Annotated in this window: 18 protein-coding genes and 1 pseudogene; 11 read left to right on the forward strand and 8 right to left on the reverse strand. The window is 56.9% G+C overall.

All coding sequences use genetic code 11. From position 1 onward, the window contains the following. The 3 genes and pseudogenes from VB780_RS13745 to VB780_RS13755 form a co-directional block, all read left to right on the forward strand. Positions 1-113: pseudogene (locus VB780_RS13745) on the forward strand (IS1 family transposase); the annotation flags it as partial. 704 nt (positions 114-817) lie between these two features. After that, positions 818-1456 carry an AAA family ATPase gene (locus VB780_RS13750; protein ID WP_323351731.1) on the forward strand — a complete coding sequence of 213 codons (639 nt, stop codon included), beginning with the start codon at positions 818-820 and terminating at the stop codon, positions 1454-1456. A gap of 17 nt (positions 1457-1473) precedes the next feature. Further along, the gene (locus tag VB780_RS13755; protein WP_323351732.1) at positions 1474-2490 is read left to right on the forward strand and encodes a ParB/RepB/Spo0J family partition protein; all 1017 of its coding nucleotides are present in this window, start codon (positions 1474-1476) and stop codon (positions 2488-2490) included. A gap of 19 nt (positions 2491-2509) precedes the next feature. Here the strand turns inward: VB780_RS13755 and VB780_RS13760 are convergent, their stop codons facing one another. The 8 genes from VB780_RS13760 to VB780_RS31430 form a co-directional block, all read right to left on the reverse strand. Then, the gene (locus VB780_RS13760; protein ID WP_323351733.1) at positions 2510-4063 is read right to left on the reverse strand and encodes a tetratricopeptide repeat protein; all 1554 of its coding nucleotides are present in this window, start codon (positions 4061-4063) and stop codon (positions 2510-2512) included. After that, on the reverse strand, positions 4057-4737 hold the full coding sequence (locus VB780_RS13765) for a toll/interleukin-1 receptor domain-containing protein (RefSeq protein WP_323351747.1): 681 nt from the start codon (positions 4735-4737) through the stop codon (positions 4057-4059). Before VB780_RS13765 ends, VB780_RS13760 begins: the two co-directional genes overlap by 7 nt. A gap of 154 nt (positions 4738-4891) precedes the next feature. Then, on the reverse strand, positions 4892-5686 hold the full coding sequence (locus VB780_RS13770; protein ID WP_323351734.1) for a hypothetical protein: 795 nt from the start codon (positions 5684-5686) through the stop codon (positions 4892-4894). A 22-nt stretch (positions 5687-5708) separates the two neighbouring features. Further along, entirely contained in the window at positions 5709-7412 is a 1704-nt protein-coding gene (locus tag VB780_RS13775) for a hypothetical protein (RefSeq protein WP_323351735.1), read from the reverse strand. A 346-nt stretch (positions 7413-7758) separates the two neighbouring features. Continuing rightward, positions 7759-8328, reverse strand: coding sequence for a hypothetical protein (locus tag VB780_RS13780; protein WP_323351736.1), 570 nt, complete (start codon positions 8326-8328; stop codon positions 7759-7761). Positions 8329-8649: 321 nt separating this feature from the next. Further along, a complete protein-coding gene (locus VB780_RS13785) occupies positions 8650-8781 on the reverse strand; it encodes a hypothetical protein (RefSeq protein ID WP_323351737.1) in 132 nt (43 codons plus the stop codon). A 49-nt stretch (positions 8782-8830) separates the two neighbouring features. Continuing rightward, positions 8831-9247 carry a hypothetical protein gene (locus tag VB780_RS13790; protein ID WP_323351738.1) on the reverse strand — a complete coding sequence of 139 codons (417 nt, stop codon included), beginning with the start codon at positions 9245-9247 and terminating at the stop codon, positions 8831-8833. Further along, on the reverse strand, positions 9248-9376 hold the full coding sequence (locus VB780_RS31430; RefSeq protein ID WP_416349234.1) for a hypothetical protein: 129 nt from the start codon (positions 9374-9376) through the stop codon (positions 9248-9250). On the opposite strand from VB780_RS31430, the gene VB780_RS13795 reads away from it, so the two are divergent. The 8 genes from VB780_RS13795 (at position 9318) to blaOXA (ending at position 15161) form a co-directional block, all read left to right on the forward strand. After that, positions 9318-9524: a hypothetical protein gene (locus tag VB780_RS13795; protein ID WP_323351739.1), complete on the forward strand. Its 207-nt coding sequence runs from the start codon at positions 9318-9320 to the stop codon at positions 9522-9524. The genes VB780_RS31430 and VB780_RS13795 overlap by 59 nt on opposite strands. Positions 9525-9637: 113 nt before the next feature. Further along, positions 9638-10156 (forward strand): hypothetical protein, encoded by a 519-nt coding sequence (locus VB780_RS13800; protein WP_323351740.1) that lies wholly within the window; start codon positions 9638-9640, stop codon positions 10154-10156. A gap of 63 nt (positions 10157-10219) precedes the next feature. Beyond that, complete coding sequence (locus VB780_RS13805; protein WP_323351741.1) at positions 10220-10882, forward strand: hypothetical protein; 663 nt, start codon at positions 10220-10222, stop codon at positions 10880-10882. Next, on the forward strand, positions 10866-12134 hold the full coding sequence (locus VB780_RS13810) for a hypothetical protein (protein ID WP_323351742.1): 1269 nt from the start codon (positions 10866-10868) through the stop codon (positions 12132-12134). Before VB780_RS13805 ends, VB780_RS13810 begins: the two co-directional genes overlap by 17 nt. Continuing rightward, positions 12134-12682, forward strand: a complete 549-nt coding sequence (locus tag VB780_RS13815; protein ID WP_323351743.1) for a hypothetical protein — start codon at positions 12134-12136, stop codon at positions 12680-12682. Before VB780_RS13810 ends, VB780_RS13815 begins: the two co-directional genes overlap by 1 nt. A 2-nt stretch (positions 12683-12684) precedes the next feature. Further along, positions 12685-13107 carry a hypothetical protein gene (locus VB780_RS13820; RefSeq protein ID WP_323351744.1) on the forward strand — a complete coding sequence of 141 codons (423 nt, stop codon included), beginning with the start codon at positions 12685-12687 and terminating at the stop codon, positions 13105-13107. Continuing rightward, positions 13091-14218 (forward strand): peptidoglycan DD-metalloendopeptidase family protein, encoded by a 1128-nt coding sequence (locus VB780_RS13825; RefSeq protein WP_323351745.1) that lies wholly within the window; start codon positions 13091-13093, stop codon positions 14216-14218. Before VB780_RS13820 ends, VB780_RS13825 begins: the two co-directional genes overlap by 17 nt. A gap of 127 nt (positions 14219-14345) precedes the next feature. After that, complete coding sequence (gene blaOXA / locus VB780_RS13830) at positions 14346-15161, forward strand: class D beta-lactamase (RefSeq protein WP_323351746.1); 816 nt, start codon at positions 14346-14348, stop codon at positions 15159-15161. Positions 15162-15957 lie beyond the last annotated feature (796 nt).

Consider the following 15957-nt stretch of genomic DNA (forward strand, 5'->3'; position numbering starts at 1 on the left):
GGAAGACTCTGTGCTATTCCAAGTCCGTAGACATGCTGAAGCACTCTGTTCGTTTGCTACTTCACTACCTCAAGTTCGGTGACGTGCCCATTCCAAAGTCAATTCATACCTGAATTCAGCAACGCCGGATAATCTGTCTAGATGTGGGAGGGATGCTCTCATTATTTGCTGGCGATCGCCCTGCCGGTCAGCCCAAGTTTTTGCTCCGAGCAAACTACACCCACACCCCCGCCGGTTCCCCGGCGGGCTTTTTATTGCCGCAAAAAAAGCCCCACCGTGGCTACCAATCTCGGTGGGACTCTATCAGGGTGAATTGACCTTGGAGTTAGGTTGCCCAAGGTGGGGAGGGAGGATGTGATCGCACCACCACCCAAGTCTCAGCTAGATCTATTACTCCGGCGAAAGTCCCAGGTCATGACGGGGTTAGGTTGGCTCCAAAAGTTCAGCCGCTGCTGACGGGCCTGGGCCTCGGCGGCCTGGAGGGCGCTACCTGTCTCTGGGCAGCTGCGGAAAAATTGGTGTAATTGCTCAACTGCCCACTCATTCCTGAAACCCTTTATTTGGTGGGCTTTTAGGTGCTTTTCAATAAGCTGTCTTGTTGAGAATTTGAACGCAAAAATGCCTGAAACCCTCATTCTTTCGTTGATCGCTTCTAATTAGGTGGATCTGTTCAGTTCCTAAAACCCTTGCTGCTAATAGGTTTCAGGTTTGTCAACCTAGTTGAGCAATTACAGAAAGATCAATGCTGTGGCCAGCAGATTTGCCACTAGAATTTTGGCAAGGCTACGCTACAGTACTAAAACTTTAAGAGCTACCTATGATTATTGCATTTGGGGGTGTGAAGGGGGGCGTAGGTAAGACCACCCTGGCAGTCAACATGGCTGTGATGCGCTCTATCGAAGGCCGTGACATTCTCTTGGTCGATGCAGATGATCAGTCCACTGCATCGGACTTTACCGCTATTCGTAACGAAACGCTTGAGACAGGAGCTGGTTATACCGCTATCAAACTACATGGATCTGCGGTTCGTAGTGAGGTCGTGCGGATGGCAGAAAAGTATGACGATATCGTGATTGATGTGGGTGGGCGGGACACGGCTGGCCAGAGAGCCGCAATGTCGATTGCTCAACGATTACTTGTACCGTTTCTACCAGGTTCCTTTGACGTCTGGACTCTTGAGACAGTGGCTGAGTTGGTAGAAGAAGCTAAAGCATTTAATGATAATCTCGCTGTCTACACAGTTCTCAATCGGGCAGACCATGTTGGTCAAGACAATGAAGAAGCAGCCAACATCGCCCTAGAGATTGAGGGATTACAGCATCTCGATACGCCACTTGGCAACCGAAAAGCCTTTCGCAATGCTGGCGGTATGGGTTTGGGAGTCGTTGAGTACCGCCCGAAGGATAAAAAAGCTATAGCTGAAATCTCCTCACTTTATACAGCCCTATTCACGTAGTTAAGGCAGGTTATTCAATGGTTGTTCGCCGCAAGCCAAAGAGTGTTGACGATTTCATCGCCGGTTCTCCTAATGGTGCTGATAATACCCGCTCCCTGGACGCTGAGCTTCAGCAGCTTAGATCTGAAATTCAGCAGCTCAAGATGACGAGTCATGCTGTTGAGGGAATTCAGCAAATCGCTCCTGACCAGCTCCAACCCCTTTCTATCGCCAATGGCTTAGGACAGCCCCGGAAATATTTCAATCCAGCGGGGATGGAGCGGCTAGAAACCTCCATTCGGCACAAGGGCATACAAGAGCCCCTGCTGATTCGGAAGGCTGAAGGTGGACTTCAGATTGTTTCAGGAGAGCGGCGCTGGCGTTGTGCTGTTAATCTTCAACTTGATACTGTTCCCTGTGTTGTCCGGGAGTTTTCGGATGATGAGGCCCTCGAAATAGCCCTGGTGGCTAACCTGATGAGGGAAGACCTTAATCCTATTGAGGAGACGGATAACCTCATTGGACTGATGGAGCTAAAGTTGGGGCAGCCCAGAGAAGACATTCCTGGCCTTCTAATACAGCTAAAGAATGCACGTCAACGCGACACTCTTGATGATGATAAGTCTGGACTTATCACTCAGGTGGAAGATGTCTTGACAGCATTTAGTATTGCGCTTGATACATTTGTATCAAACCGATTGCCGCTATTGAACCTGCCTCCGGTCTTGTTGGATGCGGTCAGGCAGGGGAATATTGAGTTCTCTAAGGCTCAGTTAATTGCTCGACTGCCAGAGGATCTGCAAGAAAGGACGCTTGAATCGGCCATAAAGGAAGATCTTACTAAGGCGGCTCTTAAGGAGCATATTCGGGAAGTCAAAGTTCAAGCCAAGGATAAACCTGAAGATTTGCCGTTAAGAGAGAGAATCCACTCAACCTATCAAAAGCTGCGGTCTAAAAAGGCATGGAATCAGCTAGAGCAAGATGCTGACCTTAAAAAGCGCATGGAAAAGCTAGAGGTCGAAATGCAGCGTATTCTAGAGCAGTTGGGCGATTAGCGGTGTGGAGTCGAGCGTTTTACTCGGCCTGGCTGTCTAAGGCGGCTTGGATGCCATCAATCCAGCTTTGCAGCGCCCGAGTGTTGGGGTGGTTGGGGCCGAGGGTAGCGAGGTAAATGGGTTGAGCTTGCATCAGTAGGGCTAGAGCTTCGCTGTAGTGGCCCTGGTTGTAGCGTAGGGTTCCGAAATCGAACAAACTACTGGCGACAGTGGGATGGGCCTCGCCCAACAGATGCTTACGCATCGCCAGGGCCTCCAGGTAGAGGGGTTCAGCCTCCCCGTAGCGCCCCTGGGAGTCGTAGTAATAGGCGGTGCGATTTAGCAATAAGGCAACAGTTTCTGATGAGAAACCGTAATCAGCGATCAGGTGGATAGTGGCCTGGGCCTGGGCAATCAGGCGATCACACTGCACCCAATTTTCAAACTCAGCATTGGGAAAGACCTCCGTTACGGCATTGACGATCTGCTCTGCCCACTGCCGCTGGCTGTTGTCATCCATGGCCGCCCTCAGCACCTCCTGCACCAGGCGGTGAATGGTCAAAGTTTTGGCCTGGGGGTTGCGGCTAATCAACGAGAACCGGGCGACCTCTGCAATGGCTTTGGTCAGGGCTAATTTGCTCTCGGCCAGGGTATTTAAGGGCTCTCCAAAGGCGGTGGCCCCTTCCCTAAAAATTTCTTCAGGGATAGCATCGGGAGCGAGAAAAGCGCAGGCCCGTACCAGGTCGGCGGAGGTAGCACTGGTAGCGGCCACCTTCTCAAAGGCCAGGGTAAAGGTCACAGTAACGCTAGGGTGGTCGGGGTCGAGTTGGCCCCGTTCCTGCAGCAGTTCAGCCTTTTCGGTGCGAAATAGCTCCAGGTATTCATTCAGGCTCAGCACCTGTTCTTCAATGTAGGCTCCAGCCTGGTCAAGGGCCAGGGGTAGGCCGTCCATTTCGGTAGTGAGAGCATGGGCCAGGGCCTGGTCAGGGTCTGAGGCGTCGGCCATGGCGGCGTCATCGGCAATCACCTGGCCTCGGCGCAGCAGCAGTAGGGCTCCTTCGTCGGCATCCATGCGGGTGACTTCGACCTTCTCGGCCAGATCGCCCAGGGCCTGGGCGCGGGTGGTTAGCAAAATGTGGCCGTTGGTGGTGGACAGGTAGGGCCGCAGCTGGCGCAGATCATCGGCATTGTCGAGCACCAGCAGCCAGCCGTCATGGGCGGCCAGCCACTGTTTCATCAGGGCGACGTTCGCCTGCTGATCCTCTTGCTGATGTCCAGGGATTTCTAGAGCCTTTGCCAAAGCTACATAGCCGCTGATCAGCTCAGTTTCCTGCTCGGCCCTGACCCAAAACACCTGCTCATACTCGCGCTGGTGGCGGTAGACATATTCCAGAGCGGTTTGAGTTTTGCCAATGCCCCCCAGCCCGGATAGGGCGGCCCGGCCTCGGCTAGTAAGGGCCGTATGGATAGCTTCTAGCTGGTCTTCTCTACCTGTGAAGAAGGGGTTGCGGGGGTAAGGCAGCGGTTGAGCTGGCTCCGGCACCTGGGCTAGCCTCTCCGGTGGGGTACCGGTTGATTCCGAAGAGGCTAGCAAGGGCGGATGATTTGATCATAAACAGCGTTTACTTCGCTTAGGCCGGGACCAATGCTGGTGGCCCAATCGAGCAGGTCTTTGACGCGGTTGCCCTGGGGGGCCTGGGCCGAAGCAACGTTGCCAGGGGGTGGGCTAAGGGCAAATAGTACCTGCTCAAACTGAGGACCGGGGAGGCTGGCTAAGTTTTGAAAGAGCGCGAGACGTAGCGCTGTGCTGCTGTTGATAGATTGAGCGGTCTGCTCAGGTAGGTCTTGGGGGAAGGCGACAGTACCCGATGGAATCCGTTCTTGAGTGGGGGCAGACTGAGGAAAGCCGGGGCGGGTAGTGGGTTTCCCCCGTTCCTTGAGGGCTGCTAACAGAAGGGTTTCGGCCTCTGCCTCAGACTTACCCACCAGATCCACATAGGCTATGGAGGCTAGCAACCCCGTTGGTTTGCAGGGGGCAACGCGAACGGGCAGCAGTTTGCGATCGCTAGCGGCAGGGTCTTGATTCCAAGCGGCAGCCCATTCAGGCTGGGTGTAGACGGCGTTGAGGTAGTCTTCGGAGAGAACGGCAATGGTGCGATCGCAGTCTTGAGTTGCGCTCTGTATATCCAAAACAAAGTTGCCACCGGGGCGAAAGTCCCAGGCTTGGATGACGACAGTTTTGCCATGCTCCTCCAGCACCCAGGCGATCCACTCGGCTCAGGTGGCGTCGGCTTTGTTGTAGCTAATGAAAAAGTCTTTGGTCACCACATCCTCTCCATAGCACAGGCGCTAGCCATGACCCACCATCAGAGGCAGTTGCAATCTGAGCCCAACCGTTAACTATCGCAACCCCCTTCATAACTCATGCCATCGGAAAATGCTTGGCAAACTTGATTTGAGTGAGCCGGATTGCTTCGTCGTGGGCCTGCTCGATGTCGTCGAGGTCGAGTAGACCCACCATTTTCTCGCAGTAGGAGATCGCCTCCAGGCCCACCGACTCAGGAACGTAGTTCCGGGCAATGCGGCTGTCTCCACGGACGGGGTTTTCCCAAACCTCTTTCATCTGGGTGGCATCCATACCGAACAGCCCCCGGTAAACATAGTTTGTCCAGAAACCGTAGCGTCCCCGTGAGTCTTTTTCCTGCACCTCCCAGCTCCACTCGGCCCGAGCAGGCTTGCCCGACTCCCGTGACATGAGCCAGTTCTGAACTCGCTGGCTGTCCTCCCGCGTGTAGACCCGCTTCAGCATGGTGTAAGCCTGAGCGTAGATACCTTCAGCTGCGAACCAAGCGAGGAAGTCGATCAATCCATCGCGGGCTGGTTTCTTTAATCGCCCTGGATTTTTAGCCCAATCTTGAGCGAGGGTGGCCCAGTCAGATGCCTCCAAGAGTAGGTAGTCGTTGCCGTCTTCCGCCTCAATTCGAATCACCCTGAAAGCATTGCCAGAAGGGAGCTGTAGGCACTCAACCCCCTCAATTCGAATCACCCTCTGAGAGAGGGTTGTTTGGGGTACTCCAATGTGGCGATCCATCCCTCGAAAGCCCATGCCTATGGAGGGTTTGTCTGGCCCCAGGCCGTTGGGGTCAATGATGATAGCTTTGATCTCCCGGCTCTTGTAGCGCAGGGGAATAACTTGACCGGCGCGAAATTCAGGCATAGCGACACTCTTAGATAAGAAACTATTGGTTAGTGGGTGAGGGATCCTGATTATTCACCTCAGCAGGCTCTCCGGCTTCGAGAGAATCAAGCACACGCAGATGATAGAGCAGTAGTAGCCGCTCATCTTCCGCCAGCTCAGACCAGCGCTTGCTCTCAAAGCGGTCGGCAATGAACTGGCCAATCACCTCCCCAGACCAACCCAGGCTCCTGATCTGGTCTTGAATCTGCTCGTGCAGAGCTAAGTCGTAAGTGGTTGACTCTGTTTCCTGTGGAAAAGCAGGCTCATCCCCCCGCACCCCCCTTTCCGGAGAAAAAGAAGTTTTATCCGACCCCAAATCACCGGCGCGGAGCGCCTCACCCTTCATATATTCCTCCGAGGGGTGTAATTCCTTGATTTCCAAGGGCTCTGGCGTTTTGGGTAAGGCTTCAGAATTTACCTCTTCAGGGACTAGAAGGCTTGTTAGCTGGGCTATTACACCCTCTTGATGTGTAGGGTGCCAGAGGCTGAGGTGCTTGTAGAGGGTCTGCTGGCTGACCTTGGCCGCTTGGGCGATCGCCTTGGCGCGGGCCGTGATCTGCTCAGGCAGCTCTCCGGCCTGCTCTAGCTCGGTATAGGCAATATAGATGCGGTGCTGGGCATCTTCAGACAGCTGCTGGTTGAAGGGCACCAGGTTGTTTTTGGGCTGGCTAGTGTCGCGGGTGGGGGTGGTACCCAGGGGCCAGTAGTAGCCTTCGACGGCTCTGACCCAGGCGGTGACTTTGCGCTCGATGTCGTGCTGGTGGCGGCAGTACTGCTCGTAGCCAGGACAGTTGAGGGCGATTCGCAGGGTGTAGTCACTCAGAGCTTGGCCTTCGAGGCCCTCGAAGACGCGGCCATAGCAGGCGATGGTTTTCAGCAGGTGGTTGGTCTGGCCGTAGGCGGTCCAGCCTTCGGTAATTTCAATATCGAGGTCGTGTCGCCAGCTTTCGACGGGGTGGCTGCGGCGCTTGGGTCGCTTGCGGTGGTTGTCACGGCCAATTTTCATCGCATGGCGCAAGGCCTCCATGTCTTGGTGGCCAGCTGCGCCATCCCAGAGCCAGAAGAACCGGGCTAGGCTGCTGCCAATGGGGTTGAGGGCATCGTCGAGCAGGCAGGAGCCGCTGCCGGGCTGGAGGGGCAGCCGGTGGCCCATGTATTCGATGAAGGTCTGAACGCCGTAGGCTTTGACGTTGGGAAAGATTTCGAGCTGCCCCGCCTGGAGCCGAAACCCTTGGGCCGTGAGGCATTCTTTGAGGGTGACGGCCAGGTTAAAGGTGTTGACCAGCTCTGCAAAGGGGAGGTAGAGGTGCAGGCCACCACTCCAGCTAGAGCGAATCAGCAAGGTGCGGGTAATGCCAATGGTCTCTAGGGCGGCTCGAATCTGAGCGACGCCTTCGGGGGTGCAGTAGTCGCCGCCAGCGTCGAGGTCGAGCAGGGCGTAGCGGGTGTCGTGGGTGAAGCGGACGCCGATCAGCTGGTTGGCGTCTTGCCACTGGTTCCAGAGGACGCGGGGCCGCAGGGGGTAGGTGGTAACGGTCACCCAAGCGGCTTTGATAGCGGCGTCATCCGGCAGGTCGGCGCGGATGAAGTTCCAGGGGTAGTGGCCAAAGATTTCACACAGCCGCTGGCCGGTGGGATCAGCGGGGAGGGGTTCGGAACGGGGAGTTCTACGCGACTCCTCGCCCCATCCTATGGATGCGGTCATGGGGGCCTCTCTCTCCTAAAAAGAGCAATGGGTATTGCCCCGAGAGAGATCCGGTGTTACCATAGCCGCATATCATTTTAGGCGCGACTCGGGAACTGGTCCTCTCGGGTTTTCGCTTTTTAAAGAGCCGGTGGCATTTGCTGCCGGTTCTTTTTGCGTATTAAGGGTCTGGTCAGGACGCTTAACACTGATTCACGCGATCACTAGGTGGTCAGCCCAGTGGGGCGTCAATCATTGCCGGATCATAGTACAGGTGTCTAAACCGGGCAAGCCGACTCTAGATATTTGATTTCATCGGGGTTTTGGGGTTGGTATCGGCCTCCTAACGTGCAACAAAAGACTGTAGTTACCGCTCGGTTTGCGGTAGTTGCCAGGGCTCTAGACCAGCGTCGTGGAGTTGCTGTTCCAGTTGGGCCACTTCACGCAGTTCATCGGGTTCTGCGTAGGCCTCGCCCAATACGGATAAATCTGCCTGGAGCCGTTGGGTGAGCAGGGCATTGCGATCGCTCTCGCTATGCTCCACAGCAAAGGCTGCATCAAAGCGGCGTTCTAGAGATTCTTGCAGCAAGGCCCAGGTCAGGTTGAATGCTGCCTTGTTGCCCTTGAACGTCCGATACAGCCAATAGGCTGACACCACCTCCAATGGGAGAGCGTTGATTCGAGTTTGACCGCGATCTCCTGGGGAAGGCTCAACTTCGATTTGCTCGGGAGTGTAATCCGTAAAAGCCTGGCCGAGCGAGGCTTTAGAGTCCCTTGAGGTTAGAAAACGTGATGCGTAAACTGGGGATTCGTTGATTGCCTTTGCAGCCCCGGCTTGGCTCATTCGATATGAGCCATCAGTTACCTGAAACCCATCGACCGACAGTGGGCCGATCGCAACCGTGGCACGTTTGGCTTTGTCGCCAGTGGTGTTCATGCGCCTTCACCCTCGATCGCAACGTCGCCCACCCCACTGTCACCAGTGAAGCAGTAGGGAATCTTGCGGCTCCGTACCCAATCACGCATCTGCTGGTTAAACCACCAAATGCCATCCTGCCCACCATCGCGGCTTGTGCATCTGGGGCACCGGCACAGATCAGCATCAAGGCCAGGCAGAATGAAACGCTGCACCTCTAGCTGCTGCTCTGGGGCCAGCTTTGACCAGCTTAGGGAGGCTATAGCCAGGTCGCACGGCTTATGTTTCTGGGTCAGCTTGCCCTGCTCGGTAATGAGCGGTAGCTCAAGCTGAATCGGCAGCCTATTCGCTCTCGCTGTCGTCGATCTGGTCGGTATCGTCGCTGCTGTCGGCATCGCTGCTGTCGTAGTCGTCGGCCTGCTCGGGTTCAACATCGACTCGCCAGTCGGGGGTGTAAGTGTTGGGGTCTGGCATGGGGTAGAGTCCATTTTTGCTTTATCTAGGGGGTCCAAACTGCTTGAGATTACCCTGCTACCCGTTGCCACAGCCGGGCAATCTCAGCTAGCAGCACCTGAATGTTTTGGGTGAATGCCCGGTGCTCTGTTGAATTAGCCTCACGGGCTGCCCGCATCTCTGCGCGGTCGGCCCTGGCTTCGGCTAAGAACACCTCAAACCGCTGATCGGTTTCCTGTTGCTGTTGCCCCAGGTTGGCAATCATCTGCACCGTGTCAGTAATAGCCTCTTCCATGCGCCGGTTGGTATTGGCCGCCATGGAGCTGCTGACCTCTTCAGCCTCAGCAATACCGTCCTCAATGCGATCGCCCCAGGCTTCAATGGCGCGGGCATTGGACTCTACGATTTTCTCAGTTCGAGATAGCCCCTCAATAGTGGAAGCCAGCAAAGCCTCCATACGGTCTAGGCGATCGCTACTGTAGGTCATCTACTTACCCTCAACTGGTTGACTAGGGGGAATTTCGCCCTGCTCTTTTGCAGTTCGCATTGATAGTTCAATGGCGATCGCCGCCGCTGTAGCTATTGCCTGTCCCCTTGCATCGGCCCAGCGCTGCAAATCGCCAGCAACAGTGTCCGGCAGTGTGATTGTGATCCGCCTGGGCATCAGTTCAGTCATGAAAATACGCCTCAATACTACTCCAGATCACCTCAAAAGCAGCTATGCGCTGCAAGCCTGCTTCAAAGCATATCTCAATACGCTTTAGATATGCTAATACTGTAACTATCCGTGGAACGCAACCGGAACAACCGGGTTCCACTAAACCGCCCAAAGCATTGATTTGCCGAAGTTTCGAGCTGTAACAAGAGGTGTAACGACGTGGAACGTCAACCACTATCGATTCGCAAGTTTGCCGAGGTCTGTGGGGTCTCCCACACCGAAATCGGGCGCAAGATGACCGCTCTGGGTATCTCAGGAACGCCTCAGGGCAAGGGGTTGCCCACGCTGCTGAGTCCGGCTGAACAGGACAGCATCGCTCAAACCCTGTTTATTCCGTCAGAACCGCCCGCACCCCCTGCGCAACACGTTGAGGTGTTGGGCAATGGTTTATCGGTCTACACGCCCCCGCCGCTAGCAACTCGGGGCATCAACAGCGAGTTAAGTCGCCATCTGCAACAGCAGCAGCTCACCCAGGCGCTGGGGGCGTTTAAGGGCAACCAGGCCAGTTTTAGGAACGCTCTGCTAGGCATGGCGGCTGAATCGGGTCGCCAGCTGGGCCACGAGATGGCGGTTACCGAAATGAACTCCGCTTTGTCCACCCACGCGCAACTGCAACAAACGGTGGGAAAGGAGTTGGGCGTCGTGGCAGATACGCCCAATACCGCTGCTGCTGGTTAGGGGGTTTAGCCCTGTTAACCGCCGTTTTTATCCTGTTAACGCCGTAACTCTGGTTATAACGCCATGGAAGCTAAATTCACTCCCCCTGCCGTCCCCCTCGAATACCGTCGCGAGGTCGTTGGCGGTGCATCGCCTATCCAAAACATCTACCTAACTCCCGTTCCCTGGTGGCAAAACCGCCGTTACTGGGCAGCCGGTGGCATTGCGGTGGCCGCCCTCTCTGGCATTGCCTTCGCCTTTGCTCAGTCTGGCCGCACCGGGGACGAGGGCACCTATCAGAGCGAACTGCCCGCCCCTAACTACGAGAACGTGTTGGCGGCGGCCCAAGACCGGCTCTCGGGCAACTACGAAGACAGCCGTTTGGTGTTGGCCGATGTCGGTCGGTCGGTGCTCAACAATGAGGCCTATCGCTACCGCCAGCAGGCGGAACAGGACGTCCTAAAGCCCACTGACCCCTGCTACCAGCAGCAGCTCATTTGCCCGCTCAACCGCTACCAGCGCGATGCCCAGGTGATGTTAGATGCCGCCAAGGGCGATCGCGATTGGCGACAGGCTCAGGCGGCACTCTTCAGAGTCGAGGCGGTGGAGGTGGCTCGGTCGCTGGCGGCGCTGCCCCAAGACCCGCCGACCAACCTGGCCGTGGTGGCGATTGAAAACCTGGTGCAGTACCACGACCGGCAACACTCTTTGTCTGAAGAGGTGCAGGCCCATGAAGTTAGAGACTAACCCTCTGCTCTATGGCTCCATTGGGGCAGCTGCCTTGGGGCTGTTCTGTGGCCTGCAACGGCCTGCCAGCAATCTCACTCCTGCTGACCTAGAGGCCTTCGCCAATGGGGCTCAGATTCGCTATGAGAAAACCTATCCCTATCTGCCTGCGGCGCTGGTGTTTGGGCTGGTATCCGTCGGTTGTGGGATGGCCTGGGCGTTGGGGGGAGAGCAGCCCAAAGTCGCCATTGCTGGCCCCCCGATTCAACCCGAGCCACAGGGCTGGAATGGGCAGGTGCCTTTCGCTGGGGCGACCGAGTCCTTTCGGGTGGGTAACCCTGCCGCTATTCTCGCTGCCCGCATGCGGCCTACCTTGATCTCGGCTAACCCTCGGGTCGGCAAGGGGCTGACGGTGGCCCACGCCTACCGGCAGGCTCAGGTTAAGCAGGGCGCGGTGGTGTGGGTGATTCAGCCCAAATACCACCCCAAGGAGCACGGCTATTGGGAGCAGGCCGACAATGTGCTCGGCTTCATGGCTGACTCGTTGGAGAGTAAGGAAGACATCGACGACATCTGCGAGCAGATGCAGCGGTTTATCTTTGCCTGGCGGCAGTTGCCTCAGCGGCCCAAGGTGCTGATCATCGACGAGCTGGCGATGATGAAGACGGCTTTCAAGACCTGGTACGACGGGTTCCTTAAGTCGCAGCTCACGATGGAGCTGTCGTCGGGGGAGACGGATGATCGCGCCCTGTGGGCCATAACTCAGTCGTCACTGGTGGGCGATATCGGGGTCAGCGGTGGCATGAGAGCGACGTTTGACCTGCTCACCATCCAGACGCCCAGCAGCCAGAGCCATCTAGAGAGCCTACGAAAGTCTGACACCAGCATTCCGCCGATTGAGGATGAGGTGATTTTTGAGCGATCGTTCTCGCCGAAGCAGGCGGTCTTTTATCACTCAGAAATCAAAGAATGGCTGCCGATGGTGGCCTATGAAGTGCCCGAACTAAGTTCGGCCTCGATAACCGGTGGCGTAACTCGCGGTAACCACAGCACATCAATGGATACAGCCGAATCGGTTACAAACCGAACCGAGTTTCAAAAGGCCTCCCAGGGGCCAGATCTGCCCCTGATCATCGCCGTAACTAACGCCCTGGCCCAGGGGATGTCCCGCTCGAAGGTGATCAAGGAGGTGCTGGGCTACCAGGGGCATAAGTACCAGGAGGGCTGTGACTTGTTTGACCGTATCAAATCCATCATTGAGGAAAATTCCTAATGGCTAACTCCAAGAACAATCAACTCGCCAACGGCAACAACGGCCCTGAGATCATCGACGGGCAAATCATCGACATCACGCCTCAGCTGTCATCTCCAGGTCGGGGCAGCGGTGTCCAGCTCGCGCCACGCAATGCCATGCGCTCGAATGTGCAAGATGGCGGCTGGTTCGATGCCACCAGCGGCAAGCGCAAGCCCATTTTTGTCATCACTCCCACCACCGACCCCTGGAGCATTTTCCCAGTGATTCGCAGCGGCCTCAGCTGCCTACGGAACCACCCGTTACAGACGATGGGTGGAGCCTTCATCAGCGTGTGGGGTGGGCTGTTTGTGCTCTCAGCGGGGCTGAATGTCCTACAGGGTTCAGCGGTCAAAGCTGGGGGCGACATCTGGAATCCGGTGGTGGCGGGGACTAACTTCGGGGCCATGTTGGTGGTGCCGACGCAGAGCATCGCGGGTAGCGCCCACAAGGTCTTGACCGGGGAAGAACGGGTGGGGCAGCCGATTGAGACGCGTCCTTACACTCGCGCTGTGAAGGTCGGGGAGTAGCGATGCTGTTCTGGCGAATCAGAACCCGGTATCTGCTGGCCCTGGCGGCGTTGTTCGTCGGGGCCGCGTTTTTAGACCTGAAGCAGCCGGGCCGGGGGCAGTTCTACAACCCGGTCTATGGGGTGAGGTCTTGGGTCAACACCCACCAGCCTGCGGCGTGGCAGCTGGTGACCAGGGTGCAGGGTAACGATGCCCGCCTGCAAGCCTGCGTAGCGGTGGCTCCTGACCCGGTTACCCTCGATGCTACCAAGGCGGAGCTGCGCAAGGCGCTGGTGGGGGAGTCGGAGTCTGTGGCCCTGGAGTGGTTGGGACAACCTGCTTGCGCCCTGGGTAACGGGGTCTATCGCTGGGCCTTAGACAATGGCTTGGCCCTCGATGTGACAGTGACGGATGGGGAGGTGACCCACAGTGAACTCAACCGTTAAACATATCAAGCCCCACTGGTCGGAGCTGCCGCCCACCTGGCGCTACGTCATCGGTACGGCGATGCAGGCGGGCGAGCTGGTGCTCAAGCTGGGCTGCGTGGGGGCGATCGCCGCCTCAGTCTGGGTCATGGTCGATCAGGAGACCAACGAAACTTGGGGCGCTCGGTTCCGCAAGGCGAGCGCCGTGGCTGAGGCGGTGGCTGGGTTCTATGACGATGACTTTAAAGCCCTGATCAGCAAGGGCGATGTGATTGCGGGCTACACCGTCAACTCGGGCTTTGGCCTGCGGATGCACCCCATCCACCAGGAGATGCGGATGCATTCGGGCATTGACCTGCCAACGCCCGAGGGAGTGTCGATTCATGCGATCGGCTACGCGGGCGATCGGGTGTCGGTGCGCTGCTGGAGCGACCCCAAGGGCTACGGCACCGTGGCGGATATGACCAGTTCGGCGTTTCCTGAGATCACCTTTAGGGCAGCGCATCTGTCCCACTGCAAGGGGGGTGAGCACCGGGCCGGGGCGGTGGTGGCCAAGACAGGTAACACGGGCGGCAGCACGGGCGCTCACCTGCACTGGGAGCAGCTACAAGGCGGCGTGGCCCAGGCTCCACAGAAGGGCTATCTAATCTGGGCGCTGAATGGTCGCAAGCCCAATGAGCGGCTGGGGGATACGATTGCGCTCTACCGGGCGATTGTTGCCAAGGAGTCGGGTGGAGATCATACCGCCGTCAACCCTGACACCGGAGCGCTGGGCCTGGGGCAGGTGATGCCGCAGAATCTCAACTGTTCCTGGGACGGCAAACCTAAGAGCAACTGTGGCTGGGATTACGATGTGCTGGGCCGCGATGTGTCGCCCCAGGAGTTTTTGCAGAACCCTGAGATTCAGCAGCAGATCGTGGGGGCCAAGCTGGAGAGTGCTCTCCAGCGTCAGATTCAAGCGGGCCACGATATGAATACGGCGGTGAAGCGGGTGGCGGCGGAGTGGTACTCGGGTGATCCTGAGCTGGCCCACGATACGCGTCCCCAGGCGGGCTATGAGTCGATTAAGAGCTATGCCGACAGTGCGGCGGAGAAGTTTCACCGGCTCCGGCAGCAGAATCTGGAGAAGTAGGCTGATCGGTTACTGAGTTGAGCAATGACCCTGACAACCCTGTAGAATTTCTCCCACTGAAGGCAACAAGAGATGGATAACTATGGACGTTACCTTGCAATGGTTGTGTGGCTTAGCGGCTGGTAGTTTGCTAGTTCTCCCTATTCAGCCTGCTGTAGCTGAGGTCGGCCAAACCCCGATCGCGCCCCAAGTTGCTGAGCAAACAGAACGCGTAGATGCTCATTTTGCTCAGCATTTTCAAGATCTCGGGGTAGAGGGTGCCATCATCATCCACGACGTGAACCAGAATGTGACTTACGAGCACAATCGCGATCGCAACCGCCAGCCCTTTCTCCCCGCCTCTACGTTCAAAATTCTCAACTCGCTGATTGCCCTCGAAACCGGAGTGATTGCCAACGATGTTGCTGTGCTCACCTGGGACGGCATGGAGCGCATAGTCCCCGCATGGAACCAAGACTTGAACTTGCGCCGAGCCTTTGACCTATCTGGTGTTTGGTTTTACCAGGTGCTGGCCCGGCGCATCGGCCATGAGCGCATGCAGCAGTGGGTCAGTACAGCGGGCTACGGCAACCAAACCATCGGTAGCCCCAGTGAGATCGACAGCTTTTGGCTGGAGGGTGATCTGCGCACTACGCCCCAGCAGCAGATTGAGTTTTTACAGCGCCTATATCGTAACGAGCTGCCTTTTTCTGAGGCGGCGATCGCTATGGTAAAAGACATCATGATCGTCGAGCGCACCCCTGACTATACCTTGCGTGCCAAGACCGGTTGGGCTGGCTTTGGCGAGACCGATCAACCCCAAATTGGCTGGTACGTCGGTTATGTAGAGCAGGGCGACAACGCCTATCTGTTTGCCACCAATATCGATATGCGCCAGAACAGCGACGGCCCAGCCCGACTGGAACTCACCCGCCGCTGCTTGAACACCCTGAACCTTTTGTAGTCCCAACACCAGACATCACTAGGAAGCAGCCTTTGTCTTCTTCTGTTAGCTGGAGCTGATGAGTAATAAAGAGGACGACAACTTTGGGGACTTTGACCAGATGCTGCGGGAATCGAGGTTCGACTCGGAAAAACTTCAGCCTTAGGGCCAAGTAAGCCCACATTGCAATCTGCCTAAGTTGCCCTAAACAAAACCCCCACGGCCAGCGGTACCGGTGGGGGTTAGTTCTCAGGAAGCATTGACGATTCAGGACTCCTGCCCGCTGCCTATCTAGGGTGCCCTTGTCGGTGGGGGCAGTAGCAGAGGTAAGCTTTTTAGCGTAAATGGAATTTCACCTCTGCCCCTGGCGCTCGCTGGGGGCCTTTTGTTAGTTTTTGCCGCCGCCATCTGCCCCTCACAACCCATCAAAGAGGCCTTGGCCGGTGGGGCAGTGGGAGAGGGTCTATTGCGATCACCCTGCCTCCGAAAATCGTTAAAACGCTTGGTGGGTGGAGTTTACGGGCATTTCACCCCGCCAGGGATGGCGTAATGTCTGTACGGTTCGGGAGCGTAGCCCTCTTAGGGCGTAGCCACCCTCACCGCTAGGGGCTGCTGCGCCGTTTGACGCTCGGTGTCGCCCCATGCCGCCCCATGCCGCCCAGGGAGTCAGAGTCAGAGAGCCATGGCGGGGGAAAGCGGTAAATAGCGATGAGTGGCGGTAACTGGCGTCAAACCGACCCAAAACAAAACCCCCACAGGCCAGCGGTGCCTGTAGGGGCTAGACCAAGTTGTGTATCTACCGCACGCAGTCGGTAGC

This window comes from Leptolyngbya sp. CCNP1308 (genome assembly GCF_034932455.1).
Classification (GTDB): Bacteria; Cyanobacteriota; Cyanobacteriia; order Phormidesmidales; family Phormidesmidaceae; genus Nodosilinea.